This is a genomic window from Corynebacterium variabile, assembly GCF_006539825.1.
GTDB lineage: Bacteria > Actinomycetota > Actinomycetes > Mycobacteriales > Mycobacteriaceae > Corynebacterium > Corynebacterium variabile.
The window spans coordinates 15,586-40,225 of the sequence record NZ_BJNT01000017.1 but is presented as its reverse complement, the minus strand read 5'-3'; the positions used below and the strand labels follow the sequence as shown (position 1 = coordinate 40,225).

At 68.2% G+C, this 24,640-nt stretch carries 24 protein-coding genes; 9 read left to right on the top strand and 15 right to left on the bottom strand.

All coding sequences use genetic code 11. From position 1 onward, the window contains the following. Window positions 1-75 precede the first annotated feature (75 nt). A complete protein-coding gene (locus CVA01_RS10785) occupies window positions 76-372 on the bottom strand; it encodes a hypothetical protein (protein WP_244938266.1) in 297 nt (98 codons plus the stop codon). After that, on the bottom strand, window positions 339-680 hold the full coding sequence (locus CVA01_RS10780; protein WP_141330670.1) for a hypothetical protein: 342 nt from the start codon (window positions 678-680) through the stop codon (window positions 339-341). Before CVA01_RS10780 ends, CVA01_RS10785 begins: the two co-directional genes overlap by 34 nt. Window positions 681-883: 203 nt before the next feature. On the opposite strand from CVA01_RS10780, the gene CVA01_RS10775 reads away from it, so the two are divergent. Together CVA01_RS10775 and CVA01_RS10770 are read left to right on the top strand one after the other, a co-directional pair. Further along, window positions 884-1,084, top strand: coding sequence for a heavy-metal-associated domain-containing protein (locus CVA01_RS10775; RefSeq protein ID WP_020440127.1), 201 nt, complete (start codon window positions 884-886; stop codon window positions 1,082-1,084). A 38-nt stretch (window positions 1,085-1,122) separates the two neighbouring features. After that, window positions 1,123-3,450, top strand: a complete 2,328-nt coding sequence (locus tag CVA01_RS10770) for a heavy metal translocating P-type ATPase (protein ID WP_141330668.1) — start codon at window positions 1,123-1,125, stop codon at window positions 3,448-3,450. Window positions 3,451-3,619: 169 nt separating this feature from the next. Here CVA01_RS10770 and CVA01_RS10765 read toward each other — a convergent pair whose 3' ends face one another. Continuing rightward, window positions 3,620-4,060 (bottom strand): arsenate-mycothiol transferase ArsC, encoded by a 441-nt coding sequence (locus CVA01_RS10765; protein WP_141330666.1) that lies wholly within the window; start codon window positions 4,058-4,060, stop codon window positions 3,620-3,622. Further along, window positions 4,057-5,169, bottom strand: a complete 1,113-nt coding sequence (arsB, locus tag CVA01_RS10760; protein WP_141330664.1) for an ACR3 family arsenite efflux transporter — start codon at window positions 5,167-5,169, stop codon at window positions 4,057-4,059. Before arsB ends, CVA01_RS10765 begins: the two co-directional genes overlap by 4 nt. A 109-nt stretch (window positions 5,170-5,278) precedes the next feature. On the opposite strand from arsB, the gene CVA01_RS10755 reads away from it, so the two are divergent. Next, window positions 5,279-5,629 (top strand): ArsR/SmtB family transcription factor, encoded by a 351-nt coding sequence (locus CVA01_RS10755; protein WP_041630252.1) that lies wholly within the window; start codon window positions 5,279-5,281, stop codon window positions 5,627-5,629. Window positions 5,630-5,633: 4 nt separating this feature from the next. Next, on the top strand, window positions 5,634-6,671 hold the full coding sequence (locus CVA01_RS10750; protein ID WP_141330662.1) for an NAD(P)-binding domain-containing protein: 1,038 nt from the start codon (window positions 5,634-5,636) through the stop codon (window positions 6,669-6,671). Window positions 6,672-6,718: 47 nt separating this feature from the next. On the opposite strand, the gene CVA01_RS10745 is transcribed toward CVA01_RS10750, so the two are convergent. Further along, window positions 6,719-7,786 (bottom strand): alkene reductase, encoded by a 1,068-nt coding sequence (locus tag CVA01_RS10745; RefSeq protein ID WP_141330660.1) that lies wholly within the window; start codon window positions 7,784-7,786, stop codon window positions 6,719-6,721. Between the two features lie 49 nt (window positions 7,787-7,835). On the opposite strand from CVA01_RS10745, the gene CVA01_RS10740 reads away from it, so the two are divergent. Beyond that, window positions 7,836-8,582 carry a fructosamine kinase family protein gene (locus CVA01_RS10740; protein ID WP_141330658.1) on the top strand — a complete coding sequence of 249 codons (747 nt, stop codon included), beginning with the start codon at window positions 7,836-7,838 and terminating at the stop codon, window positions 8,580-8,582. Between the two features lie 32 nt (window positions 8,583-8,614). On the opposite strand, the gene CVA01_RS10735 is transcribed toward CVA01_RS10740, so the two are convergent. The 8 genes from CVA01_RS10735 to CVA01_RS10700 form a co-directional block, all read right to left on the bottom strand. Next, a complete protein-coding gene (locus CVA01_RS10735; RefSeq protein ID WP_141330656.1) occupies window positions 8,615-9,247 on the bottom strand; it encodes a TetR/AcrR family transcriptional regulator in 633 nt (210 codons plus the stop codon). A gap of 19 nt (window positions 9,248-9,266) precedes the next feature. Beyond that, window positions 9,267-10,463 carry an acetyl-CoA C-acyltransferase gene (locus CVA01_RS10730; protein ID WP_014011401.1) on the bottom strand — a complete coding sequence of 399 codons (1,197 nt, stop codon included), beginning with the start codon at window positions 10,461-10,463 and terminating at the stop codon, window positions 9,267-9,269. Between the two features lie 14 nt (window positions 10,464-10,477). Next, window positions 10,478-11,293 carry an SDR family oxidoreductase gene (locus CVA01_RS10725; RefSeq protein ID WP_141330654.1) on the bottom strand — a complete coding sequence of 272 codons (816 nt, stop codon included), beginning with the start codon at window positions 11,291-11,293 and terminating at the stop codon, window positions 10,478-10,480. Beyond that, complete coding sequence (locus CVA01_RS10720) at window positions 11,290-12,162, bottom strand: SDR family NAD(P)-dependent oxidoreductase (RefSeq protein ID WP_141330652.1); 873 nt, start codon at window positions 12,160-12,162, stop codon at window positions 11,290-11,292. The genes CVA01_RS10725 and CVA01_RS10720 overlap by 4 nt, the downstream gene beginning before the upstream one ends. A 185-nt stretch (window positions 12,163-12,347) precedes the next feature. Next, window positions 12,348-13,727: an MFS transporter gene (locus tag CVA01_RS10715; protein ID WP_218024576.1), complete on the bottom strand. Its 1,380-nt coding sequence runs from the start codon at window positions 13,725-13,727 to the stop codon at window positions 12,348-12,350. 243 nt (window positions 13,728-13,970) lie between these two features. Further along, window positions 13,971-15,365, bottom strand: a complete 1,395-nt coding sequence (locus CVA01_RS10710; protein WP_141330650.1) for a lipase family protein — start codon at window positions 15,363-15,365, stop codon at window positions 13,971-13,973. 85 nt (window positions 15,366-15,450) lie between these two features. Next, window positions 15,451-17,748 carry a glycoside hydrolase family 3 C-terminal domain-containing protein gene (locus CVA01_RS10705; RefSeq protein ID WP_141330648.1) on the bottom strand — a complete coding sequence of 766 codons (2,298 nt, stop codon included), beginning with the start codon at window positions 17,746-17,748 and terminating at the stop codon, window positions 15,451-15,453. 78 nt (window positions 17,749-17,826) lie between these two features. Further along, the gene (locus CVA01_RS10700; protein WP_141330646.1) at window positions 17,827-18,498 is read right to left on the bottom strand and encodes a hypothetical protein; all 672 of its coding nucleotides are present in this window, start codon (window positions 18,496-18,498) and stop codon (window positions 17,827-17,829) included. Window positions 18,499-19,050: 552 nt separating this feature from the next. Here CVA01_RS10700 and CVA01_RS10690 point away from each other — a divergent pair. Further along, window positions 19,051-19,482, top strand: a complete 432-nt coding sequence (locus tag CVA01_RS10690; protein WP_141330642.1) for a helix-turn-helix domain-containing protein — start codon at window positions 19,051-19,053, stop codon at window positions 19,480-19,482. A gap of 9 nt (window positions 19,483-19,491) precedes the next feature. Here CVA01_RS10690 and CVA01_RS10685 read toward each other — a convergent pair whose 3' ends face one another. Both CVA01_RS10685 and CVA01_RS10680 read right to left on the bottom strand, forming a co-directional pair. Continuing rightward, window positions 19,492-20,595, bottom strand: coding sequence for a DUF3039 domain-containing protein (locus tag CVA01_RS10685; protein ID WP_141330641.1), 1,104 nt, complete (start codon window positions 20,593-20,595; stop codon window positions 19,492-19,494). 43 nt (window positions 20,596-20,638) lie between these two features. After that, entirely contained in the window at window positions 20,639-21,913 is a 1,275-nt protein-coding gene (locus CVA01_RS10680; RefSeq protein ID WP_170209759.1) for an MFS transporter, read from the bottom strand. A gap of 99 nt (window positions 21,914-22,012) precedes the next feature. Here CVA01_RS10680 and CVA01_RS10675 point away from each other — a divergent pair, with 99 nt between their 5' ends. Genes CVA01_RS10675 through CVA01_RS10665 form a run of 3 tightly spaced genes read left to right on the top strand, consistent with a single transcriptional unit; the run spans window position 22,013 to window position 24,587 of the window. Then, window positions 22,013-22,573 (top strand): carbohydrate kinase, encoded by a 561-nt coding sequence (locus CVA01_RS10675; RefSeq protein ID WP_141330637.1) that lies wholly within the window; start codon window positions 22,013-22,015, stop codon window positions 22,571-22,573. 56 nt (window positions 22,574-22,629) lie between these two features. Next, window positions 22,630-23,196, top strand: a complete 567-nt coding sequence (locus CVA01_RS10670) for a gluconokinase (RefSeq protein ID WP_141330635.1) — start codon at window positions 22,630-22,632, stop codon at window positions 23,194-23,196. After that, complete coding sequence (locus tag CVA01_RS10665) at window positions 23,193-24,587, top strand: GntP family permease (protein ID WP_141330633.1); 1,395 nt, start codon at window positions 23,193-23,195, stop codon at window positions 24,585-24,587. Before CVA01_RS10670 ends, CVA01_RS10665 begins: the two co-directional genes overlap by 4 nt. Window positions 24,588-24,640: the final 53 nt, after the last annotated feature.

The following is a 24,640-nucleotide window of genomic DNA, read 5'->3' as shown; positions in this document are numbered from 1 at the left end:
GACTCCGACCGTATACCCCAGTGGGGTATGTCAACACCCCTCGACGATACCCCCGTGGGCCGCAGACGCACACAGTCAGAATGTGCAGGCGCCGGAGTTCTGGTCCACCGATCCGCCGGCGATCGCCAGTGGACACCAGATGAAGTAGTAGATCGGGAGGAAGACCGCCGCCCCGACAGCGAAGGCACTGCCGAGCGACGACTGCACCTCCGGAGGCAGCGTCACAGCAGGTACACCGGCGGACGATGCCAGATCCTGTGCCGACGCGACCGGCGTGACGACGCTCGCACCACCGGTGGCGATGAGGACAGCAGCCGTGGCGGCGACCACCCGGCCGGTCAGAACGAGCAGTTGTCCGGGGCAGGGTTCCACGGCCCGTTGACGACCGGACACCAGACGAAGTAGTAGAGCGCCGCCAGGCTCAGCGGGCCACTCAGCGCAACACTGCCGACGATCGACTGCACATCCGGCGGAAGGGCATCGTACGTGGTCTGGATCGGCTCCGGAAGTCCCTGCGCGGCGGCGGAGGGGGCGAAGGCACTCGCACCACCGGCCGCGAGCAACGCGGCCGCGGAGATGGCGGCCACGCGGTTGCGCAACCCGTGTCGACGGCGGGTGCTCTGCGCAGATCCGGAGGTGGAGGGTGTCGTGCGAACGGTGGATACAGGTTCGCCGTTCATGATGGTCCTCTCGTCGTGAAAGTCGGAGATCTCGGGCAGCGCTTCGGCGCCCCGCGCACTGTCCATGGTTTCGCCGTCGCAACGGGCAGTCAACACCCCCGACCGACTGACACCCTTGAAATATACCCCCTAGGGGTATATCGTCGGACCCGTACGCACGGCAGGGCCATCCGGACCCCGCCACCAACGGAAGGAACGGCACCATGGCCACGAAGAACTACACCGTCACCGGCATGAGCTGCGGACACTGCAAGGCCGCCGTCGAGCAGGAGGTCGGCGCCATCGAGGGCGTCACCGAGGTCGAGGCCACCCCGGCCACCGGTGTCGTCGTCGTCACCGGCGAGGGCTTCACCGACGAGCAGGTCGCCGCCGCCGTCGACGAAGCCGGCTACGACATCGCCTGACAGCACACCGAGCACCAGCCACAAAGGACAGACCAGCAATGACACAGAAGGCAGCGGCCGCCCCGGTCGACCCGGTTGACCTCGTGCAGCTCGACCTCGGCGTCACCGGGATGACCTGCACCTCCTGCTCCGCCCGTATTGAGCGCAAGCTCAACCGGATGGACGGGGTGGACGCCACCGTCAACTTCGCCACCGAGTCCGCCAAGGTGGACTACGACCCGGCGAAGACCGACCCCGACGCGGTCATCCAGACGGTCCGGAACACCGGCTACGACGCCTTCACCATGGCCGACACCTCAGCCGATGAGAGCGACACAGGCACGGACGACGGGGACGCGGCGTCCTCCCCGAAGGATGACGTGGTCGGCCAAGCCAGGGTGGACGCCGCACGCGACGCCGAGGCCGCCGACCTGCTCCACCGCACGATTCTCTCGGCGATCCTCGCCTTCCCTGTCGTGCTGGTCAGCATGGTCCCCGCCCTCCAGTTCGACAACTGGCAGTGGGCCGCGCTGACGCTGATCTCCCCGGTCTACTTCTGGGGCGGCGCCCCGTTCCACCGCGCCACGCTGGTCAACCTGAAGCACTTCTCCTTCACGATGGACACGCTCGTGTCCCTCGGCACGACCGCCGCCTACCTGTGGAGCCTGTGGGCACTCTTCCTCGGCAACGCCGGCATGACCGGCATGACGATGGAGATGCACCTGTTCCGCCCCGGCGACACCCACGGCATGGACGAGATCTACCTCGAGTCCGTCGGCGTGGTCATCGTCTTCCTGCTGCTCGGACGCTGGTTCGAGACCAGGGCCAAGGGGCGCTCCTCCGAGGCGCTGCGTGCCCTGCTCAACATGGGTGCGAAGGACGCCGCGGTGCTCCGCGACGGCGCGGAAGTCCGCGTCCCCGTGAACCAGGTGACGGTCGGCGACATCGTCGTGGTGCGACCCGGCGAGAAGATCGCCGCCGACGGTGAAGTCTCCGACGGTACCTCCGCAGTCGACGAATCCATGCTCACCGGCGAATCCGCGCCGGTCGAGGTCACGGTCGGGTCCAGGGTCACCGGTGCGACGGTGAACACCTCCGGGCGTCTGCTCGTGAAGGTCACCCGCACCGGCGAGGACTCCACCCTGGCACAGATGGCGAAGCTCGTCTCCGACGCGCAGGCCACCAAGGCGCCGGTCCAGCGCCTGGTCGACAGGATTTCGCAGGTCTTCGTGCCGGTCGTGATGGTCATCGCGGTCATCACGCTGATCGCGCACCTCGCCACTGGCGCCGAGGTGACCAACGCCTTCACGGCCGCCGTCGCCGTGCTCATCATCGCCTGCCCCTGTGCCCTGGGCCTGGCAACCCCGACCGCGCTGCTCGTCGGCACCGGTCGTGGTGCCCGGCTCGGCCTGCTCATCAAGGGCCCGGAGGTGCTGGAATCCACCCGCCGCGTCGATACGGTCGTCATGGACAAGACCGGCACCGTCACCACGGGCGTCATGGCGGTCACCGGGGTCACGGGTTCCGGCATAACGGATGCCGACACCCTGCGCCTCGCCGCGGCGGTGGAGTCCGGCTCCGAGCACCCGATCGCGAAGGCCATCGTCACCGCCGCTGCCGAGCAGGGCACCGTTCCCGAGGTCACCGACTTCGCGTCCACCGCAGGTCACGGCGTCACGGGAACCGTGGAAGGACGCACCGTAGAGGTCGGACGTCCGGCATCGGCCGACGGTCTGCCGCGTGACCTGCGTGAGTCCTTCACCGGCGCGCAGGACGGCGGTGCCACCCCGGTGCTCGTCACCGTCGACGGGGAGCCGGCCGGTGTCGTCACCGTGCGGGATACCGTGAAGGAGGACTCGGCCGCCGCCGTCGCCGATTTCAGGGAGCTCGGACTGACCCCGTACCTGCTCACCGGTGACAACGTCGGCGCCGCCACGGTTGTCGCCGCCGAGGTCGGCATCGACCCGGACCATGTCATCGCCGGGGTGCGTCCCGAGCAGAAGGTCTCGACGATCTCCTCGCTGCAGGACGCCGGCCGGAACGTCGCCATGGTCGGCGACGGTGTCAATGACGCCGCCGCCCTGGCCACGGCAGACCTGGGCCTGGCGATGGGTGCGGGCACGGACGTGGCGATCGAGGCCAGCGACATCACGCTGATGAACAACGACCTGCGCTCCGCGGTGGACGCCGTGCGACTGTCCCGGAAGACACTGCGGACCATCCACGGGAACCTGTTCTGGGCCTTCGCCTACAACGTGGCCCTCATCCCGGTGGCGGCCTTCGGTCTGCTCAACCCGATGCTCGCCGGTGTGGCGATGGCGTTTTCCTCGGTGTTCGTGGTCTCCAACTCGCTGCGGCTGCGCGGTTTCCGCTCGAGCCGTTCGTGACCGGTACCTGGAGTAATGGATAATGGGTTATCCATTGCTCGTCGCATCGTCAGCGAATGGATAGGGGGTTATCCGTTCGTGCGGCTCGATGAACGACAGAGGCGGCGACACCGACGACTGTGACGCGGCGAGCTGGTGGTCTGTAGTCGTTCCTGATCAGGAGTTCCCGTCAGTCCCCGTCGGTCATCTCCCTGACGAGCTCACGGACCCGGGCGGCGATGTCGTCACGGACCAGCCGCATCCGCTCCATGCCGCCGATCCCCCGGGTGGAAGGCTCGTCGGTCACCCAGCGCTCCAAGGTGCCGCGGGCGCCCTCGGGCAGGGTGAGCTGGACATCTGCGCCGAGCAGGATGACCCGGTCGGAGGTCCGCAGCAGGTCCTGGTCGACGGGCTTCGGCGCGGCGTCCGGGCTCCGGACCCCGATCTCGTCGAGGGCGGCGACGGACTCCGCGTTCGCGGCGGTACTGGGACGGGTGCCGGCGGAATGGACGGTGAGCTGTGTTCCAGAGGTGCTACGAAGGTTCTCGGCGAGGGCTTCAGCCATCCGGGACTTACCGGCGTTGCTGACGCAGACGAAGAGGACGGACGGGACGCGGTCTGATGTACTCATGGGATCGTGTGCTCCGTGATGGTGGGAGAAGGGACGGGATCAGAGGAGGACGCTGTGCCGGGCGGCAGGGTCGAATCGCCGGGGAAGAGCAGCGGGCCTAGGCGTCGGATGACGTAGACCAGGCCCACCAGCACGGGAACCTCGATGAGCGGACCAACGGTGCCGGCGAGTGCCTGGCCGGAGTCCGCACCGAAGGTACCGACGGCCACGGCAATGGCGAGCTCGAAGTTGTTGCCCGCCGCAGTGAAGGCGACCGAGGTCGACCGGGCGTACCCCAGGCCCACGGCACGGGACAGCGTCAGGGCCAGCGCGGGCATGACAGCGAAGTACACCACCAGTGGCAGGGCGACGCGGGCGACCGACCACGGGTCGTCGGTGACCTGGTGTCCCTGCAGGGTGAACAGGATGACAATGGTGTACAGCAGACCGATCAGGGCCAGCGGGGAGACCCGCGGCAGGAAAACCTCCTCGTACCAGCGATGACCGCGGAGCCGTTCGCCGAGCAGCCGGGAGGCGGCACCGGCCACCAACGGGATACCGAGGAAGACGAGCACCGAGCCGGCGATAGCAAGGAAGGAGAACTCCGCCGAGGTCGTCGACAGACCCAACCACGACGGCAGGATCTGCAGATAGAACCAACCGAGGACGCCGAACATGAGCACCTGGAACACCGAGTTCACCGCGACGAGCACGGCGGTGGTTTCGCGGTCGCCGCAGGCCAGTTCGGACCAGATGAGCACCATGGCAATGCAGCGGGCCAGGCCGACGATGATCAGCCCGGTGCGCAGTTCCGGCTGGTCGGGAAGGAACAACCAGGCCAGAGCGAACATCAGTGCCGGTCCGAGGATCCAGTTGAGAGTGAGGGAGACAGCCATCAGCCGACGGTCGGCGGTGATCCTTCCGGCGGTGTCGTAACGGACCTTCGCCAACGGCGGGTACATCATGACGAGTAGTCCGACGGCGACCGGCAGGGAGACCCCGGCGATCTCGGTGGCACCGAGGACGTCCGCCAGTCCGGTGTGGCTGAGCAGCAGACCTGCCGCCATGGCAAGGATGATCCACACCGGGAGGAGTCGGTCGATGAGGGACACGTGGTGGCCTACTTTCATCGGGTCGGTAAGGAAGCTGTCCGGGAAGTCGTTGTCCGTGGATGCCCGGCAGAGCGGAGAATATCAAATGTATTGATAGTCGTCAATATGTTTCGGGTACTCTGGACACATGGCTGTTTCCCTGAACCTCCCGGACACCGACCTCCGCTCCGACTGCTGCAGCCTCGGGGCCGGCCCACTGTCCCCGGATGAAGCGACCCGGTACGCCGGGCTGTTCACCGCTCTCTCCGACCCCGCCCGCCTGCGCATCCTCTCCGAGATCGCCGCAGGCGGCTGCGTCCCGGTCACCGTCGGTGACCTCACGACCCGGGTGGGAATTAGCCAGCCGACCGTCTCCCACCACCTGAAGAAACTGGTCGATGCCGGCCTGCTGGACCGCGTCCGGGACGGTCGGCGCGTCCTCCACCAGGTCCGGCCGGAACCGTTCGCCGCTCTCCGCCGCGTCCTGCAGATCGGCTGACACCGTGGCCGTTCCCGACACACGGCAGACCACCGCCGTCATCGTCGGCGGTGGTCAGGCAGGGCTCGCCACCGCCTTCCATCTGCGTCGCGCAGGCGTACCCTTCGTCATTCTCGATGATCAGCCGGGCCCCGGCGGAGCATGGCGGCACGCCTGGCCGTCACTACGATTATTCTCCACCGCTGAATTCTCGAATCTGCCCGGCCGCCCGATGTCCCGCTACAACGGCTTCCCGCCGGCCACACACGTCGTCGACTACCTTGCCTCCTACGAGGAACGCTACGGATTCCCGGTGGAGCGTCCGGTGCGCGTCACCGGGGTGACCTGGTCGGCAGGACGTTACACCGTCCACGGCATGACGGACTCCGGCCCCCGGACCTGGACTGCACCACACGTCATCGCCGCCACGGGGACCTGGTCCGCCCCCTTCGTCCCCGCCCTACCCGGCACCTTCGGTGGCCGACAGTGGCACACGGTGACCTACCCCGGTCCTGCGGCGTTCCGGGGATCGACGGTGGCCGTCGTCGGCGGCGCGAACTCCGGGGCACAGATTGCCGCCGAACTGGCCCTCGCCGCGGCCGACGCCGGGACCGGAGGAGCCGGCAGAGCCAACCCCGTGACCTGGTACACGAGGCATCCTCCCCGGTGGATGCCGGACGACGTCGACGGGCGGGTGCTGTTCCGGCGCAACCGGGCCCGTGCCCTGGCCGTCGCGCGTGGTGATGAGGACCCGGGGGCGGACACCACCCTCGGCGACATCGTCATGGTCCCCGAGGTCCGTCGTGCCCGTGATACAGGACTACTCACCGCCACACCGATGGTGAACTCCCTCGCCGACATCGATGCTGACAACCTCATCTGGTGCACCGGCTTCCGTCCTGCCCTCGGCCCGTTCCGAGGTCTGCTCGACCACGGAAGTCCCCGGCATCCGGGACTGCACCTGGTGGGTTACGGGGACCTGGTCGGTCCCGGCGCGGCGACGATCACCGGGGTGGGCATGTACGCGAAACGGGTCGTCGCCGAGATTGTCGCGGATTTCTGACCGCGCAGCTGCCGGCCAGGGCCGGATGCGCAGGATGCCTGGAACACTCAGCCGACGAACGCATAGTCCGTGTACCCGCGCTCCCCACCGAGGTAGAAGGTGGGCTGGTCGGGTGTGTTGAGCTCCAGACCCTCTTCCCACCGGCGGACGAGGTCCGGGTTGGCGATGAGCTCACGTCCGACGACGACGGCGTCCGCCAGATCGTCCTCGACGATGTGGCGGGCTTCGGGCAGCTCGGTGACGCGTCCGAAACCGCTGTTGAGCAGGAAGGTCCCGCCGAAGCGCTCGCGCAGGTGCGCCACCAGGTCACCGTCGATGTCGGCGTGCAGCACCGAGAGGTAGGCGATCTCGGGCAGGCCGTCGATCAGGGCGTCATAGGTGGCCAGGACGTCCGCCCGGTCGTCCTCCGGCACACCCTGGACACCGTGCTCCGGGGAGATGCGTAGCGCAGTGCGCTCCGCCCCGATCTCCTCGGCGACGGCCCGCACCACCTCGACGGTCAGGCGCGCCCGGTTCTCCGGGGATCCGCCGTAGGCGTCGGTGCGGTGGTTGGATGACGCCGCGGTGAACTCGTGCAGCAGATACCCGTTCGCACCGTGGATCTCCACACCGTCGACCCCGGCATCGACCGCCCGGCGCGCACCGGCGACGAACTCGCTGATGATCCGCGGGATCTCCTCGGTCCCCAGCTCACGCGGCACCACACCGTCGAGCTTGCCGGAGAAGCCACGGACCGGGCCACCGGTACCGATGGCGCTGGGTGCCTCGGGTTCGCCGCCGCGCAGCAGGTCAGGGTGACTGGTGCGTCCGCCGTGCATGATCTGCATGACGAGGGTGCCACCGGCGGCGTGGACCTCGTCGGCGACGTGGGCCCAGCCGGCGGCCTGCTCCTGGTTCGCGATACCGGCCTGGCCGGGGAAGGCACGGTTGCCGAAGGCGGGGAAGGTCCCCTCGGTCACGACGAGGCCGGCGGAGGCCCGCTGGCTGTAGTACGTGGCGTGCAGGTCAGTGGGGACGCCGTCCTCCGCTGCGCGTTGGCGGGTCAGCGCCGCCATCGTCACGCGGTTGTCCAGATGCAGTGCTTCCGCGTCGAGCGGGTCGAAGAGAGATGTCATCTCTCGTCCAACCCGTCAGAGCGGTCCGGTATTCCCTACTCTGAAGACCATGTCCACTTTCCGTAAACGCAACCCCGGCCGCACGGGCGACTGGGAGGCCGCCGGCCTGGCATGGCTGGGCGAGGCCACGGACACCGGCGGAGTGCCGGTCGCTGAGGTCGTCGACCGCGACGGCGATGACCTGCTGCTGCGACGCGTCTCCCCGGCTCCCGCCACCAGGGACGCCGCCGAGCAGTTCGGGCGTCGACTGGCAGTCACCCACGCCGCCGGGGCACCCGCCTTCGGCTCCGGGCCCGGCACCTGGGAGGGTGCCGGCTACCAGGGACCGAACGACCACCTCCTGGAACTACCCCTGTCCGAACACGCCAGCTGGGGGAGTTTCTACGCCGAGGTCGTCATCGCCCCGCTCGATGCGCATGCCGGAGGGATCCCCGGTACCGACGCGCTGCTCGACCGGCTGTGCTCCGGTGACTTCGACGACGACCGCCCGCCGGCCCGGCTCCACGGTGATCTGTGGTCGGGAAATGTGCTGTGGTCCCCCGACGGGGCGACCCTGATCGACCCGAGCGCCCACGGCGGCCACGCGCTCACGGACCTCGGCTTCCTCACGATGTTCAGCGCCCCGCACCTGGAGACTGTCCTCGACGCCTACGCCGAGGCCGCCGAGCTGCCCGACGGATGGCGTGAGCTGTTGCCGTTGCACCGGCTCCAGGTCCTCTACCTGCACGCCGCGGTATTCGGCGGCGGCTATGTCGGGGAGACCCGGCGCACCGTGGCGCGGGTGCTCACTCTCTAGCCCGGATCCTCACGGGGCACCGGTCCCGACCGTCAGGACGCCAGTCCTCCGATGGCCTGGTCCACGATCTGTTCCGCCAGGTCACGGATCTCCGCGGCGTCCTGGTTCTCGCGGACACGGAACCACATCGCGGTGCTGTTGAGGCTGCTCAGCAGGAACCGGGTGGCCAGCCGGGCGTCCCCGGCGCGCAGGGAACCGTCCGCCATCCCGTCGGTGACGACGCCACGGAACAGGTCCTCGTAGCGGGTGCGGACCTCGTTGAGCCCGATGAGTGCCTGACGCTGGTGCTCCTTGAGCGCGGTGGACCGCCCGGCGACGACACCCTGGGAGATGACGTCGTGGTAGCCGGGGTCGGTCATGAGATTCACCAGGTGGCGCACCGCCATGGCGGTGAGCCGTTCCCGGCCGGTGCCGGGCTCCTGCGAGAGCGGCTCGACGGTCAGGAAGGCCCCGCTCATCCCCGCTTCGTAGACGGCGAGGTAGATGTCGAACTTGGAGCGGAAGTAGTAGTAGATCCGGCCCTTCGTCGCCCCGATGCGTTCGGCGATGTCGTCGATCGTCGTCCGCTCGAAGCCCTGGGCCTGGAAGACCACGGCTGCGGCGTCGAGGATCTGCGCCCGTGCCGCGTCACGGAAACCGGGTGCGCTCTCGTCACTGTCAGCCATGGTGTGAACTCTCCAGTCTCTACAGCTCGAACAGGCCGGCGGCGCCCATACCGCCACCGATGCACATGGTGATGACGACGTAGCGGGCCCCACGGCGGCGTCCCTCGAGCAGGGCGTGGCCGACCATGCGGGCGCCACTCATGCCGTAGGGGTGGCCGATGGAGATCGCACCACCGTTGACGTTGAACTTCTCGGGGTCGATGCCGAGGGTGTCGCGGCAGTACAGCGCCTGGGAGGCGAAGGCCTCGTTGAGCTCCCACAGGTCGATGTCGTCGACGGTGAGACCGTGCTGTTCCAGCAGCTTCGGGATGGCGAAGACCGGGCCGATGCCCATCTCGTCGGGCTCGCAGCCGGCGACCGCGATGCCGCGGTAGGTGCCCAGCGGCGCCAGGCCCCGCTTCTCCGCCTCAGCACGCTCCATGAGGACCACGGCCGCGGCACCGTCGGAGAGCTGGGAGGCGTTACCGGCCGAGATCGTCGCGGCGTGGCCGTCGGAGTCCGGCAGCACGGCCTTGAGCTTGGCCAGTCCCTCCGCGGTGGTGCCCGGGCGGTTGCCCTCGTCGAGCCTCAGGGTGACCTCCTGCTCGACCGGCTGGCCGTCCTCACCGGCGACGAGCTTGGTGGCGGTGAAGGGGGCGATCTCCTCGTCGAAGTAGCCGGCCTCCTGGGCGGCGGCGGTGCGGCGCTGGGACTCCAGGGCGTAGGCGTCCTGCTGCTCGCGGGTGATGTTGTAGCGCTCGGCGACGATCTCGGCGGTGTTGAGCATCGGCATGTAGATGTCGTGGCCGTTCTCCTTCTCCCGCAGCCACGGGTCGGTGGCCCGGTACGTGTTGTGGTGCTCGTTCTGCACCAGGGAGATGGACTCCACGCCGCCGCCGACGGCGATCTGCAGGCCGTCGACGATGATCTCCTTGGCGGCGGTGGCGATCGCCATGAGGCCGGAGGCACACTGCCGGTCGACACTCATGCCGGGGACGCTCACCGGCAGACCGGCGCGCAGGGCTCCCTGGCGGGCGACGTTGAGGCCGGTGGAACCCTCCTGCATCGCACAGCCGAAGATGACCTCCTCGACTTCGGAGCCGTCGAGTCCGGCCCGCTCGACGGCGGCGGCGATGGCGTGACCGGCGAGTTCCTGGCCCTGGGTGTTGTTGAAGGCACCCCGGTAGGCGCGGCCGATGGGGGTACGGGCGGTCGAGACGATGACTGCTTCGCGCATGGGTGTGTTCTGTCCTATTCGTTGTCGTCGTACATGGCGACGGACATGGTGGAGGTCAGTCCGCCGTCGAGGGGGATGGTGGTGCCGGTGATGTAGGAGCTGCCCGGCGCGAGGAGGAAGGTCACCAGGGCGGTGACGTCCTCGGGGCGTCCGATCCGGCCCAGGGGGTTGGCCTTGTTGACTTCCTCGCCACGCTCGTCGAGCACCCACTTCATCATGCGGGTGGGGAATGGGCCTGGGGCGACGGCGTTGACCAGGATCTTCGGCGCCAGCGTGTTCGCCATGACCTTCGTGAGGTGGTGGACCGCCGCCTTGGACGCCGCGTAGGAGTAGTTCTCGTAGTTCGGCACGGCCAGGCCGTCGATGGAGCCGATGTTGATGATGCGGGCCGGGTCGAGGCCGGCGTCCGCACGGGCGTCGAGCAGCGGACGCAGCAGCTGGGAGAGGCGGAACGGTGCCTTCAGGTTCGCGCCGAGCACCTTGTCCCAGGCATCCGGGGGGAACTCGTCGAAGGGTGCGCCCCAGGTCGCGCCCGCGTTGTTCACCAGGCCGTCAAGCCGGTCGGTGTACCCGCGGACACCCTCGACGAGAGCCTGGCAGCCCTCCTCGGTGGAGATGTCCGTGGCGATGGCGTGGAATCGTCCGGTGGCGACGGCCTCGGCGAGCTCCGTCTCCATTTCGGCGGCGGCGTCGGGACGCCGGGTCGAGACGAGGACGGTCGCACCGGCGGCGAGCAGGCCTTCAGCGAGCCAGCGTCCGATGCCCCGGGCTCCGCCGGTGACGAGGACGGTGTGCCTGGAGACGTCGAAGAGGGCGGGCGTGTCGGTCATGCATCCTCCCCTGCGGCGGCCGTCTCGACGTAGAGACGGGTCTGCTCGAAGGCGGCGGCGAGATGGTGGGAGTCGCTGAGGTCGGAGATCTCCGCCCAGCGGCCCTCGATGCCCTCGGCGGTGGCGTCCTGACCGAGGGAGACCGGGGCGGCCTCGCGCATCTCGGAGACGGCGAAGACTCCGCCGCCGGCGCCGAGGATGACGCCGGTCGGGGCGTCCGGGGAGACGAGGAACTCGGCGGCGGGGGCGACGGTCTCCGGGCCGAGGACGGCGGCGGCCTCCTCGGTGATGAGGCCGTCGGTCATCTGGGTGAAGGCGGTGGGTGCCAGGGAGTTGACCTTGATGCCCTTCTTCGCGCCCTCGATGGCCAGGACGTTCATCAGTCCGACGAGGCCGGACTTGGCGGCGCCGTAGTTGGACTGGCCGAAGTTGCCGTAGATGCCGGACGCGGAGGTGGTCATGAGGATGCGGCCGTAGCCCTGCTCCACCATGTACGGCCACGCGGCCTTGGTGCAGTTGACCGAGCCGGTGAGGTGGACGGCGATGACCTTGTCGAAGTCGTCGAGGTCCATCTTGGCGAAGGACTTGTCGCGGAGGATACCGGCGTTGTTGACGAGGATGTCGATGCACCCCCAGCGCTCCACGGCGGCTTCGACCATCGCCGCGGCGGCGGCGCGGTCGGAGATGTCGGTACTGTCCGCGACGGCCTCGCCACCGGCGGCGGTGATCTCGTCGACGACGCCCTGGGCGTTACCGAGGTCGTTGACGACGATCTTCACGCCACGCTTCGCCAGTGCCAGGGCGTGTGCCCGGCCGAGTCCGCCACCGGCTCCGGTGATGACCGCGATCTGTCCTGCCATGTCCTTCATGAGTGTCCTTTCGTATTATGACCTGCCATACTGCTCAGTATTATGTGATGTGCATCTCTTCCTGTCAAGACGTTCCGAGAATAACAGTTACCCATCTACTGTGACCTGCATCTCTCTTAATGCACAACAAAGGGAGGACGCCGACCGCGCCCGGTCTGCATCCCCCCTGCGTCCCCCTGTGTGCGTCAGGCGTCCTGCGACGCCACCTCCGCGCTCCGGTCCTCCCTGCGCAGCGCGCGGCTCAGCGGAACCGCGAGGAGACCACCGATGACAGCGACCGCGGCGATGACCCACAGCCCGGACATCGGGTCGCCGGTCTTCGACTCGACCACACCGAAGGCATAGGGACCGAAGAAGCCGCCGAGCTGTCCGATGGTGTTGATGAAGGCCAGGCCGGCCGCGGCGATGACGCCGGTCATCCGGGGCATGGCGATCGACCAGAAGATCGGCATGCAGCCGGTCGCCAGGCCGCCGATGACCGCCATGCAGACCAGTTGCAGTGCGAAGGACGGGGCGGCGAAGGCGAGGACGGCGAAGACGGTGCAGCCCAGGGTCAGGGCGCCGAGCAGCACCGTCTCATTGCCCATCCGGCGGGCGATTCGCGGAGTGACCAGGACGCCGACGAGGCTACCGACCGCGGTGACACCGCTGAGGATGCCGATGACGAAGGTGGAGCTGACGTCCATCCCCTCGATGATCGCCGGGACATTGAAGGACAGCCCGTTGATGACGATCTGGTTGAGGAAGTAGATCGCACCGATGATGAGGATGAACGGACGGCCGAAGGCTGCCCAGAGGTTGCCCTTCAACGACGAGGTCTCATTCCCGGCGTCCCCGGCACCGCTGGCGTCCTCGAGGGCCGCAGCCTCCTGCGGCCCGAGCCAGCGGGCCTCGCGCGGGCGGTCCGGCAGGAGCCGGATGAGGGTGAGACCGATGAGGACGGTGGCGACACCCTCGATGAGGAACATCCACTGCCAGCCGTGGAGACCGGCCACGCCGTGGAAGCCCATGAGGAATCCGCCGAGCGGAGCACCGAGGATGACACCGAGGCAGGACGCCGCCTGCACGTAGCCGATGGCCGTCGCGCGGTCCTTCTGGGCGAACCAGCGGGTGACCATGAACAGGATCGCCGGGTAGAGCCCGGCCTCGAAGGCGCCGAGGGCGATACGCAGCCCGTAGAACATGACTTCGTTGCTGACGAACATCATGCCGACGGTGACCGAGCCCCAGAGCAGGGCGATGACGGTGATCCAGCGCCGGGCGCCGAGCCGGTACATGATGAGGTTCGCGGGCACCTGCAGGCAGGCGTAGGCGATGAAGAACAGGCCGGCGCCGAGGCCGAAGGCGGCGACACTGATACCCACATCCGCCTGGAGCTGGGTCTTCGCCATCGCGATGTTCGTGCGGTCCACGTAGGACATGAAGTAGATGATGGCGAGCACCGGGATCAGCCGGAGCATCGCCTTGCGGGTGGCGCGGCGGTGGACGTGGTCGGCGGGCGTCGGCGGGATGCCCGGGGCATCGGGATGGTCGGAGGACGCCGGGCGTGCGGAGATGATGGCCATGGTCATGCACCCCCACCGGAGGCGACGGCGACCCGGGCGAGGCTGACCGCCTGCGTCAGGGGGGATCGGCGCTGTCCTGCGAAGTCCTTCATGGGTGTCCTTCCTTGCGCCCGGGGGGCGCGTGCGTGTCCGTGTGACTGGCATGTACCGCTGTTTGATCAGCAATACTATCCAGTATTATGTGACCTGAATCTCACTTCAGTCAAGGGTCGGACACGGATCCCCCGTGAACACGCCGGTCAGTCAGTCCGTCAGCGAGTTCCCCGCAGGAACGGAACTGCAGGTTGAGGGAGCCGCCTGCCCTGCGAACCGGGCATTGACCCAGGGGACCATCTGCGTGGCCCAGTAGGGCCCGGCGTAGGTGTGGCCGATCGGCGGGTACTCCTCGTACTGCACCGTGGTCCCGGCGTCGCAGTAGTACTGCGCCAGACCCCGGGTGTCACCGAGCAGCATGACGCCGTCGCCGTCACCGAGCGTGGGGTGCACCGGCGTCTTCTGCTGGTCGGCCCCGCCCCCGGACTGCCCGATGTAGTACGGGTACGACGGCACCGGTGCGAGCCCCATGTTCGTGTCGTCGAGGACCGCACGGATCGGCGGCACATCGTCCGGAGTGGGGTACTCCGGCCGGAAGAGCTCCTCCCACCGCAGGTGGTCGTAGGTGTTCTCCGCGTCATCGATCTTGACGCCGACCATCTGGGCGACGACCTTCTTCCCCAGGTCCGTGAGGTACGGGCTGAGGTCGTCTCCGTAGGCGGCCGCCATACCGGTCAGCGCCATGCCGACGACACCGGACCACTTCGCTCCCTCGCCGGCGTAGGCGAGGTTGTGTTCCGGGCGCACCATCACCCCACCCTCGGCGACACCGACGATGTTCCGCGCAATGTCCGGGGCGTAGTCGTCGGCGATGATCCCCGCCCAGCCCGTCCCGATGGAGCCTCCGGAGTAGCCGGTCAACGCGGTCTTCGAGTCCGCGGCGACCCCGGCGGCCGGGGTGTCGCGGGAGGCACGCAGGCCGTCGAGGATGATCTGCCCGTACTCCCTGCCGACCGCGAAGACGCCACGTTCGCCCTGAATGTCCGGCATGACGACGGTGTGCCCCGCGGCCAGCAGCGGGGTGACGAACGCCGCTTCGGCGTAGTCCAGCATCCCGGACTGGGCTCCACGGACCAGGACGCGGGAGGGCCCGTCCTCGGGGTTCATCGAGTCGTAGAAGCTGGCGTACATGACCGTGTCCCCGGTGCGCTGCACCCCGACGGGCGGCTGAAGGACACTGGTCACCGCCACTGTGGGCTCACCGGTGACGGTGGTGGTGCGGTACTGGATCTGGGTCATGGTCACCGGCATGTCGCCCAGGTTGTTGATCCTGGCGGGGACGCTGCGCTGCTTGAGTGGCGTCCCCGGAGCCAGGGACGCGAGGTCGGCCGCTGCAGTGTCCGTGGCGTCCGGCAGGGCGAAGAAGTCGGCGTCCCCCGGGACGGTCGCGATTTCCGTGGCCGCCGCAGCGCCCGCTGTGGTCACCGCCTCGTCGGCACCGGCGACAGGGGCCGCCACCACCGCCGTTCCGAGGCCGAGAGCCGGGACCAGAAGCGCGGCGCATGCCCTCCGCCGCAGGGAATACACCGTGGAATGAGGATTCATGTCACGAACTGTATCCCTGTCGAAGCCATATGGTGGACAGATCACCGATTCAGGTCACGGGTGCGTCACCGACCGCGCATCGCGGTCAGTGCGCCTCGTTCGCGGCGTCCAGCAATTGCTGCAGCTGGTCGGTGGTGAACGCGCCTGAGGAGAAGCTGACCAGCCGCTCGAGCGGGACACTGCCCATCATCGCGGCGAGGTCGACGCCGAGCGCGTCACCTGCATCCGCACCGCCACTCTCACCGCCACCGGTGACGGCACCCATGGCGTCCCCGATCGCCTGCGCGACCACCGGGCTCGCCATCGCCTCGGCGAGCGTGGAGGTCAGCGTCAGCGGGACGTGCACCACCTCGCCCTCCAGCTCGACCTCGGTGGATCCGCGCAGGTCACGGCTGCTCGCGCCGACGGCGACAACATACCGGCCCGGTTCCAGCACCGACGCTCCGGTGCGGGTGTCGCGGTACTCCAGGTCACGGCGGTCGATGTGGATCTCCAGCTCGGCACGCTCGCCGGGCTCCAGGGTCACCGACCCGAATCCACCGAGAGCCTGCGGGACGCGCTGCACCGCGGACTCCGGCACGGCCACATAGGCCTGGACGACTTCGCGACCACGCCGGGACCCGGTGTTCGTCACCCCGACGATGACGGTGATGCCCTCGCCGTCATCGTCGGGCTGGGCGAAGATCCCGTCGTAGGCGAAGGTGGTGTAGCTCAACCCGTGGCCGAAGGGGAAGGCGACGGAGAGCTCACGGGCGTCATACCAGCGGTAGCCGACATGCAGGCCCTCGGCGTAGCGGACATGCCCGTGCTCACCGGGGAAGTCCAGGTAGGCGGGGGTGTCCTGCAGACGCAGCGGAATGGTCTCAGCGAGCTTGCCCGAGGGGTTGACGCGCCCGGAGAGCACCTCGGCGACCGCCGCGCCGCCAGCCTGACCGGTGAGGTTCGCGTCGACGACGGCGCCAGCGTACTTGCGGACCTGACGCAGATCGAGGACGCCACCATGGGAGAGCACCACCACGACCCGTTCCCGAACGGCCCGGACCGCGCGCAGCAGATTGATCTGCTCGGCGGGCAGCGCCAGGTCAGTGCGGTCGAAACCCTCGGACTCCTGCTCGGCGGCCAGACCCAGGAAGACGAGGGCGACATCGGCGTTGGCGGCGTCCTCCACGGCCTCGGCGAGAAGGGCCGGATTCACCCCGGAGCCGTCGGTGGTGAATCCGGCGGCGTAGGTGACAGGTGCCGCCCAGGTCTCGCGGATGGCCTCCAGCGGGGAGGTCAGACGGGTGGGGTTGACGTGGGAACTGCCGCCGCCCTGGTAGCGGGGCACGTCGGCGAAGGCACCGATGACGGCGACGGAGCCGGTGACCCCGGATTCGGCGATCGGCAGCAGGTGGCGGCCGTCGACCTCCTCGTTGCTCAGCAGCACGACCGAGGACGCCGCGGCCTCACGGGCCAGGTCATGGTGGGCGTCGACGGCGGCATCATCGAAGGACGCGGCGGTCTCACGGGAACTGTGCAGCCGGTTCGCCAGGTCGGCGACGCGCTGTGCGGCGGTGGTGACGGCGTCCTCACCGAGGTCGCCGTTGTACACGGCGGCGACGACCTCGGCGTCGCCGGCTCCGCCGTCATAGGGCATCTGCAGGTCAAGACCTGCCTTCACCGCGTCGACGCGACCGCCGACGGCTCCCCAGTCGGAGACGACGGCGCCGGTGAAGCCCCACTCCGTGCGCAGGAGGTCGGTGAGCAGTTCCCGGCTGTGCCGGACCGGCACCCCGTTGACCGCGTTGTAGGAGCACATGACGGTGACGGGGGCGGCGTCCTCCACGACGCGGCGGAAGCCGCACAGGTAGAGCTCGTGGAGCGGACGCTCGTCGACGTCGGAGCTCGACCGCATCCGGTCGGCCTCCTGGTTGTTCAGCGCGAAGTGCTTGAGCGACGCACCGACGCCCCGGCTCTGCAGTCCGTTGACCCAGGCGGACCCGAGGACGCCGGAGAGGTGCGGGTCCTCGGAGTAGTACTCGAAGTTCCGGCCTCCGAGTGGGGACCGCTTGAGGTTGATGCCGGGGCCGAGGACGACCTGCACGTCCGCCGCCTGCGCCTCGTCGGCGATGGCGGCACCGACGCGGGTGACGAGGTCCGGGTCCCAGCTCTGGCCGAGACACGCCGCCGGCGGGAAGCAGGTGGCGGGCACGGAGCCGGAGATGCCGAGGTGGTCGCCGGCACCCTCCTGCTTCCGCAGTCCGTGGGGCCCGTCGGTCATGGTGACCGACGGGACGCCGGGCGCCTCCTTGGTGGTCCAGAAGTCGGCGCCGGAGCCGAGAACGGCCCGTTCGTCGAGGGTGAGGGTGGTGAGGTCGGTGGGTGTGGTGCTCGAGTCACTCATGACCCCTTTGTACGCGAAACTTTCACCCCCTCGGCGGCGGTTGCCGATGGCCGGTCAGGCGGGTGCTCAGACTGCTACTCAGGCGGCGGCGTCCTGCCCTTCCGTCTCGCCCTGTCCGACCAGCCGTAGCCCGGTGAAGACCTCACGGTCCTCCAGGTCGAACAGGCGCAGCGTATCGCGCACCATGCCCGCTGAGCAGCAACGTTCGATCACGTCGGCGCGGTTGAGGGCGAAGTCCGTGGTCTGCGGGAAGAAGACCGAGATGCGGTCACCGTCGGTCTCCGCCATCGCCGCACCGCTGTCGTAGAGGCTGCCCTGGCATGTGCTCCACCAGTGCTCGTCGAGGCCGGTCTCGTTGCAGTACCCGCACCCGCAGCCCGTGTCATTCGCCCCAGGACCGACCGGTACATCCTTACCTTCCCGGCTGATCTCTGCGTAGCCGGTGGCCGTGACCAGGATGCCGGGCTGCAACGCCACGACCCTCGTGACCCGCGGGATGGGCTGCCGTGCTCGGGAAGGCTCTGTCTCGACCAGGTCGCCGCAGACCAACGGAACGCCGAAGCAGATGTTGCCGAGCATCCGGATCTCGTGCCCGGGACGCCCTCCTGTGGCGTTCCGGATTCCCGGTGGTGCCGTATCCAGCTCAGCTTGCGGGATCAGGTGGCTCCACACCATCTCCGACCAGGTGACGGCGCCGAGGCCGGGGAAGGCGTCCTGCATTCGGATCTCGATCTTTTCGTTCGTGCCCATGGTGTTCTCCTTGATGTCTGTCGGACAGGTGGGAGAACAGTAGCAGGCGGGGTGGACGGCTACGTGCGAAAATGACCCCTTGGGTCGAACATACGTTCTGCTACACAGAACGGCTCATCTAGGTCGCCGGCTTTGCCGCCGTCATCGTCACTATCTGGATCAACACAGCCGTACTGCGGCAGTCGGTGAAGACCTGGGAACAGAAGACCGGAGCGGACAACCGGACACAGTGGTGGACGAGGTACACGTGGGCGGAGGAACTGAGGTTGAGTAAGGATCCGGCACGTCAGCTTCTCGGCTGGTCACACCTCAACATCCTGTCCGTAGGCGCGTTGACCACCGACGCACTCCAGCGTGTCCCTCCGGAAGGCTCACTGTTCTGACCGGATCACCTCAACTTCCGTCAGCAACACGCAGAATCAGGTCGGCTGAGTACCTCTACTGAGCTCGGACACATGCAGCACGGTCACGGGCGGCAACCTGCGGCCGTGTTGCACCGCTCAGACTCCGCCAGTTACAGTTGTGACAGTTAAATCAGCGAAGGAGCACGTCATGTCCGAAGCAACCATCACCTCGCTGCCCGCCTCCGCTATCAGCGATACTGACCGGGCCAACGCCGAACAGTTCATCGCGGAGAATGAAGCCACCCCTCTGGCTGCGGCACTCCGACAGATACTCAACGCACAGAACCGAGGGCTCACTGTCGACCTCATCACCGAAGACGCTGAGATCACCCCGAACCAGGCCGCCGACATCCTGAAAATGAGCCGCCCTCATCTCCTGAAGTTCATGGACCACGGCGATCTCCCGTACCGCCGAGTGGGCACCCATCGACGCATCAAGATGTCCGATCTCCGGGAGTTCATGGCAAAGCGCGACGCAGGCGCCGAGATTGTGGCGAATGCCCTGCACGGTCCCAAGGTTCCTCTTGTCGCATCTGCGCCACTCAGTCCGGAGGAGATCGCGGAACTTCGCGACCTCTGAGGGCACGTCCTACGATCGTGCCCGTAGGTACGCGCTGAAGGCCTCTGCGAACGGAGCCTCTCTGCTGCGTTCCGGGCAGATCGGCAGGTGCCCATGGGTACTGGTGTCCCCGACCGGAACCCACCAGTCCCCGCAGACCGCCTGCACCGCCGCCCCCTGCACATACGCTGCCGTGAGAGAACGCTTTGCCGTGTAGTGAAGCACCGAAGGTTCGGAAGGCTGCTGGACCGCGGATACTTCCAGATCCTCCTCACACAGTGCCATGAGGTGGATCAACCTGGCCCGGGACATGATTACCTGGACTTTCAGCTGCCCGTCCTCATAAAGAGACTCGCACATTTCCTCATCCGGCTGGAGGAACGGCACCACCCGCTGCAGTAACCAGGTCCTCTGGTTCTGCGGTTCACCTGGAAGGACGAGCGTCACCATCACAGACTCCGGTTCTTCGTGGGCTGATTCTTCCTCCCATGTCGTGGCATCGACATCATCGACCCGCATCTCCACCCGGCCACCCGGCCCTCCGACAGCCACCGGCAAGACCATGCGCACCTGGCCCATCCCAGGCGTCACAGCCTTCCGCAGACTGTCCACGACACTGCTGAGCACGTCCTTCTGCTGTACCTCCTCGCGGAGATCCTCCAGGTAACGCTTCCGCACTCTGAGATCCCACCGGCCGGGCCCGAGGGTTCCCGCCGACTTCATATCCGCGAGCACACGCGCTGCCGACTGATGAAACCTGTCATGCCTGTCAGCGTGTACCAACCAGGCGCAGTCATCTCCTTCCGGTATGACCAGCGCACCCCGCCACGCCGCCCCTTCACGGTCTCTCACTTCGAAGACGGTGCGACCGGTAACCTGGCTGCTGCTCTTGTGACGGGAAGGCTGACCACCACCGGTGAAGCCTGTCACCGCATCCTTCAACAGTGAATTCTCCGCCACTGCAGTACTTACCGCATCAGACCACGCACGAAGGATCGGTTCCAGATCGCTGTTCTCATCCGCACCGTCCTTTGCTGCGATTGCCGCATCGTAGGCCACCCTCGCGGACTCAGGCAGTCGATCCCCCTTACGAAGAACCTTGAGCGCATTCGCTGTCGGCCTCACCTCTGTCATAACCGACCACGATACAGCCGCCACGGACACGTTCTGCGCAGCCTCAGTACCTCTTCGCGTACCCCAGCCCGACCAGCGACAGCAGCACCGTGATCACCGAGAACACCGTCGTCGACCCGACCAGGCCCATCGGCACGGTGAGGAACCCCGCCAGCATCGCCGGCACCGCAAGGGCCAGGTAGCCGACGATGAAGTAGGAGGTCGTCACCGCCGTCCGCTCCTCCGGCGCCACCCGCGAGGTCATCGCACGCATGCCGGTCATGAAGCTCAGCCCCTGCCCCACACCACCGCACACCGAGGCCACGAGCAGCAGCGCCAGCGCATCCACCGCCAGCGCGAGGATCACTACCAGAGCACAGACCACCAGCAGCACCAGGCCGAGGACCATGAGCACCCGGTCGCGCAGGGACCGCAGCACGATCTGCGCGACCGCGGAGGCGATGAACAGCGCCGCAGTCACCGAGGCGATCGTCGCGGTCGACGAGATCCCCAGTTCATGGCTCATGAAGTTCGGCGCCAGTGAGGAGAACACACCGCACACCGTGTACCCGGCGACCACGCCCGGGACGGACGCCACGAACAGCCCACGGACCGACGCCGGCACACCCGGGACCTGCGGTGTCGGCAGCCACCCGCCGAACCGGCCACGCTCTGCCCGGGCAGGACGCACCACCCGGTCCCGCACACCGGGCAGCAGCAGCGCAGCGACCGCCAGCATCACCGCATGGGCCACGAAAGGCCAGGTCAACGGATCATCGACCAGCTCAGCGACACATCCGGCCACCAGCACACCCAGTCCCAGGCCACCGATGTTCGCCGCCGTCGCCACCGCCGCAGCCAGCGTGGCGCGTCCGGCCGGGGCGTTCTCCATGACGGTCACCGTGCCGGTGCCGGTGAAGATCCCGGCGGCGAGGCCCGAGAGCACGCGTCCGACGTACATGAGGACCAGCCCGGCGACAGAGCCGCCCGTGGCGTCCACCCCGGAGCCGTCCGTGGGCAGTCCGGCGGCCAGGAAGAGCACCGCGGAGACCACGGACAGCACGAGTGCCAGGGCGAGGACAGGTCGGCGTCCGAGGGTGTCGGAGAGGCGTCCGAAGATGACGAGCCCGGCGACCACACCGACGGCGTAGACGGCGAAGAGCACGGTCGTCGCCGCAGAGCCGAAGCCGAAGGCCGCGGACATCGTCGGATAGAGCGGCGTGGGCATCGTGGTGCCCATCATCACGACGGCGAAGATGTACGCCGCGGCGACCAGTGAGCGTCCGGTCGCAGGCGCGGTGGTGGCGGAGACCGTGGTGGGGGTGGTGACGTCGTTCACAGGGGGCCACTCTACGACGCGCCGCAGGTGAGTGGCGGTCACCGTCGACAGCGTCGGCAACTGTGACTACCCCCGACGCAGCGCGTAGGGTGATTCCCCATGTCTTCGAAGTTCTCGCCCGTCCACGTCGTTCTCAGCGGCATGAACGGCACGGGTCGGTCCGGTATCGCCGAGCACCTGTCCCAGCTCACCGGAATGCCCGTCGCCGACGCCGCTGCCTTCCACCCGGCCACCTCCCGTCGCAAGATCGCCAGTGGCCAGGTGCTCTGCACCGCCGACGTCACCGGACAGCTGCACCGGATGCGCGACTGGATCGCCGACCGGGCCGTCTCCGGCACCTCCACTATCCTCACCTGCCCGCCGCTGAGCCGGGCAGACCGGGATGCTCTCCGCGAGGCCGAGGATGTCGCCGTCCTCACCGGACAGGACGGTTCGCGGGTCATGTTCATCGGGCTGGCCGCGCCGGACGCGACCAGCACCGATCCCGTGGCCCCGGACGAGTTCGGCACCACCGTGGACGCCTCCGGCCACCCTGAGGATGTCGCCGACCGGGTGCTGGACGCCATCGCCCGCATGAGGTCCGACCAGCAGATCGCCGACGGGTCCCCGAGCATGGCGGACCGGCTCATTGCCCAGGCCCGCGAAGCCGCCGAACAGTAGTTCAGTTCACTTCCGACCCTGTTCCGGACGGCTCCGAATCGGTAAAGTCCGGGATCATGTCCGAGAAAGCTTCACAGCCCGTTCACCTCGTGATCATGGGGGTGAGCGCCAGTGGAAAAACCACCGTCGCCGAGCGCCTCGCCGCGATCACCGGTTTCCCTTACGCCGAGGCCGACGACTTCCACCCGGCCGCCAACAAGGAGAAGATGGCCTCCGGGAATCCTCTCAACGACGACGACCGCTGGCCCTGGCTGCGCAGCCTCGCCGACTGGATGCAGGCCCACGCCGAGGCCGGTGACTCCTCCATCGTCACCTGCTCCGCCCTCAAGCGCTCCTACCGGGATGTCCTCCGCGGGGCCGACGGCGTCCACGACGGCCGCGTCCTCTTCGCCGAGCTCGACGCTCCCGCGTCGGTCCTGCTGGAGCGGCTGAACAGCCGCAGGGGGCACTTCATGCCGGCGTCCCTACTGGACAGTCAGCTCGACACTCTCGAGCCGCTCACCGACGACGAGAACGGCCTCACCCTCGACGCCACCGCCGACCCGGACATCCTCGTCGCCGAGGTCCTCGAGGCCGCCGGACTCAGCCACCTCAGCACCTCCGACACCGGGGTGAACTCATGAGCACCATCGGGGCGCTGAGCGTCCTCGCCGAGGACGAGGTCGTCACCACCGCCTCGGACTCACGCCTCGTGGTCTCCGCGGTCGTCGGCATCGCGCTGATCATCGTCCTCATCGTGTGGGCGAAGGTCCACCCGTTCCTCTCCCTCATGCTCGGCTCCGCCGGCCTGGCGCTCATCGCCGGTATCCCGTTGGTCGACACCTTCTCCTCCTTCACCTCCGGCTTCGGCGGCACCGTCGGCGATGTCGGCGTCCTCATCGCGCTCGGTGCGGTGATCGGCCAGTTCCTCGTCACCTCCGGGGCGGCGGACTCCATCGTGGACGCCTTCCTCGACAAGACCGCCGCGAAATGGCGGCCGTGGGTCATCGCCGGGCTGGCGATGCTGCTCGGTATCCCGCTGTTCTTCGAGGTCGGTATCGTGCTGCTGATCCCGGTGGTCATCCTCGCCGCGCGCCGGTCCAACCTGCCGCTGATCCTGCTGGGGGTCCCGGCCCTGGCTGGCCTGTCCGCGCTGCATGCCCTGGTCCCGCCGCACCCCGGCCCGCTGATCGCGGTGGACGCCCTGCAGGCGAACCTTGGCCTGACCCTGGCCCTCGGCCTGCTGGTCGCTGTCCCGGTCGTCGCGATCGCCGGCCCGCTGTCCGCGAAGATCATGGCGACGTGGGTCCCGATCCCCGCTCCGGCCGCTGCCGCTGAGGCGGACAAGGAGGAGGACGCCGGCCCGAAGCCGTCCGTCGTCCGGGGCCTGACCGTGGTCCTGCTGCCCGTGGTGATGATGCTCTCGCGCACCATCGTCGAATCCACCGGCGTCGACGAGGGCTCCGCGGTCTACAAGACCTTCGAGTTCCTCGGTGAGCCGATCGTTGCCCTGCTGGCCACGGTGCTGGTCGGCATGACCCTGCTCGGCTTCTTCCAGGGACGCACCGCCAAGGAGGTCTCCGACACGGTCGGGGCGTCCTTCGGACCGATCGCCTCAGTGATCCTCATCGTGGGTGCCGGCGGCGGTTTCAAGCAGACCCTCGTCGACACCGGCGTGGCGGACATCATCGGCGACTGGGTGCAGGACGCCCCGGTCTCCACCCTCGTCGCCGGCTGGCTGGTGGCGGTGTTCATCCGCCTGGCCACCGGTTCGGCGACCGTGGCGACCGTGACCGCGGCGGGCATCATGGCACCGCTGGCCGAGGGGATGCCCTCGGTGGAGGTCGCCCTGCTGGTGCTGGCCATCGGCGCGGGGTCGGTCTTCTTCTCCCACGTCAACGACGCCGGCTTCTGGCTGGTCAAGGAGTACTTCGGCATGACCGTGCCGCAGACCCTGAAGACCTGGTCACTGATGGAGACGGTGCTGTCCGTCACCGCGCTGATCGTGGTTCTTCTGGTGAACCTCATCGTGTGACCGTGCGCCGGTGACCCCCCACGGGGCGTCCCACCGGGCCTCCCACAGGGCGT

Excerpts from the sequence above, each read along its gene's own strand:
- CVA01_RS10685 (WP_141330641.1), bottom strand. The coding sequence starts at position 20,595 with ATGACAGAGGTGAGGCCGACAGCGAATGCGCTCAAGGTTCTTCGTAAG.
- CVA01_RS10765 (WP_141330666.1), bottom strand. The coding sequence starts at position 4,060 with ATGAGTACATCAGACCGCGTCCCGTCCGTCCTCTTCGTCTGCGTCAGC.
- CVA01_RS10705 (WP_141330648.1), bottom strand. The coding sequence starts at position 17,748 with ATGAGTGACTCGAGCACCACACCCACCGACCTCACCACCCTCACCCTC.
- CVA01_RS10710 (WP_141330650.1), bottom strand. The coding sequence starts at position 15,365 with ATGAATCCTCATTCCACGGTGTATTCCCTGCGGCGGAGGGCATGCGCC.
- CVA01_RS10755 (WP_041630252.1), top strand. The coding sequence starts at position 5,279 with ATGGCTGTTTCCCTGAACCTCCCGGACACCGACCTCCGCTCCGACTGC.
- CVA01_RS10775 (WP_020440127.1), top strand. The coding sequence starts at position 884 with ATGGCCACGAAGAACTACACCGTCACCGGCATGAGCTGCGGACACTGC.
- arsB (WP_141330664.1), bottom strand. The coding sequence starts at position 5,169 with ATGAAAGTAGGCCACCACGTGTCCCTCATCGACCGACTCCTCCCGGTG.
- CVA01_RS10745 (WP_141330660.1), bottom strand. The coding sequence starts at position 7,786 with ATGACATCTCTCTTCGACCCGCTCGACGCGGAAGCACTGCATCTGGAC.
- CVA01_RS10770 (WP_141330668.1), top strand. The coding sequence starts at position 1,123 with ATGACACAGAAGGCAGCGGCCGCCCCGGTCGACCCGGTTGACCTCGTG.
- CVA01_RS10735 (WP_141330656.1), bottom strand. The coding sequence starts at position 9,247 with ATGGCTGACAGTGACGAGAGCGCACCCGGTTTCCGTGACGCGGCACGG.
- CVA01_RS10670 (WP_141330635.1), top strand. The coding sequence starts at position 22,630 with ATGTCCGAGAAAGCTTCACAGCCCGTTCACCTCGTGATCATGGGGGTG.
- CVA01_RS10720 (WP_141330652.1), bottom strand. The coding sequence starts at position 12,162 with ATGAAGGACATGGCAGGACAGATCGCGGTCATCACCGGAGCCGGTGGC.
- CVA01_RS10740 (WP_141330658.1), top strand. The coding sequence starts at position 7,836 with ATGTCCACTTTCCGTAAACGCAACCCCGGCCGCACGGGCGACTGGGAG.
- CVA01_RS10675 (WP_141330637.1), top strand. The coding sequence starts at position 22,013 with ATGTCTTCGAAGTTCTCGCCCGTCCACGTCGTTCTCAGCGGCATGAAC.
- CVA01_RS10665 (WP_141330633.1), top strand. The coding sequence starts at position 23,193 with ATGAGCACCATCGGGGCGCTGAGCGTCCTCGCCGAGGACGAGGTCGTC.
- CVA01_RS10700 (WP_141330646.1), bottom strand. The coding sequence starts at position 18,498 with ATGGGCACGAACGAAAAGATCGAGATCCGAATGCAGGACGCCTTCCCC.
- CVA01_RS10730 (WP_014011401.1), bottom strand. The coding sequence starts at position 10,463 with ATGCGCGAAGCAGTCATCGTCTCGACCGCCCGTACCCCCATCGGCCGC.
- CVA01_RS10690 (WP_141330642.1), top strand. The coding sequence starts at position 19,051 with ATGTCCGAAGCAACCATCACCTCGCTGCCCGCCTCCGCTATCAGCGAT.
- CVA01_RS10780 (WP_141330670.1), bottom strand. The coding sequence starts at position 680 with ATGAACGGCGAACCTGTATCCACCGTTCGCACGACACCCTCCACCTCC.
- CVA01_RS10725 (WP_141330654.1), bottom strand. The coding sequence starts at position 11,293 with ATGACCGACACGCCCGCCCTCTTCGACGTCTCCAGGCACACCGTCCTC.
- CVA01_RS10715 (WP_218024576.1), bottom strand. The coding sequence starts at position 13,727 with ATGGCCATCATCTCCGCACGCCCGGCGTCCTCCGACCATCCCGATGCC.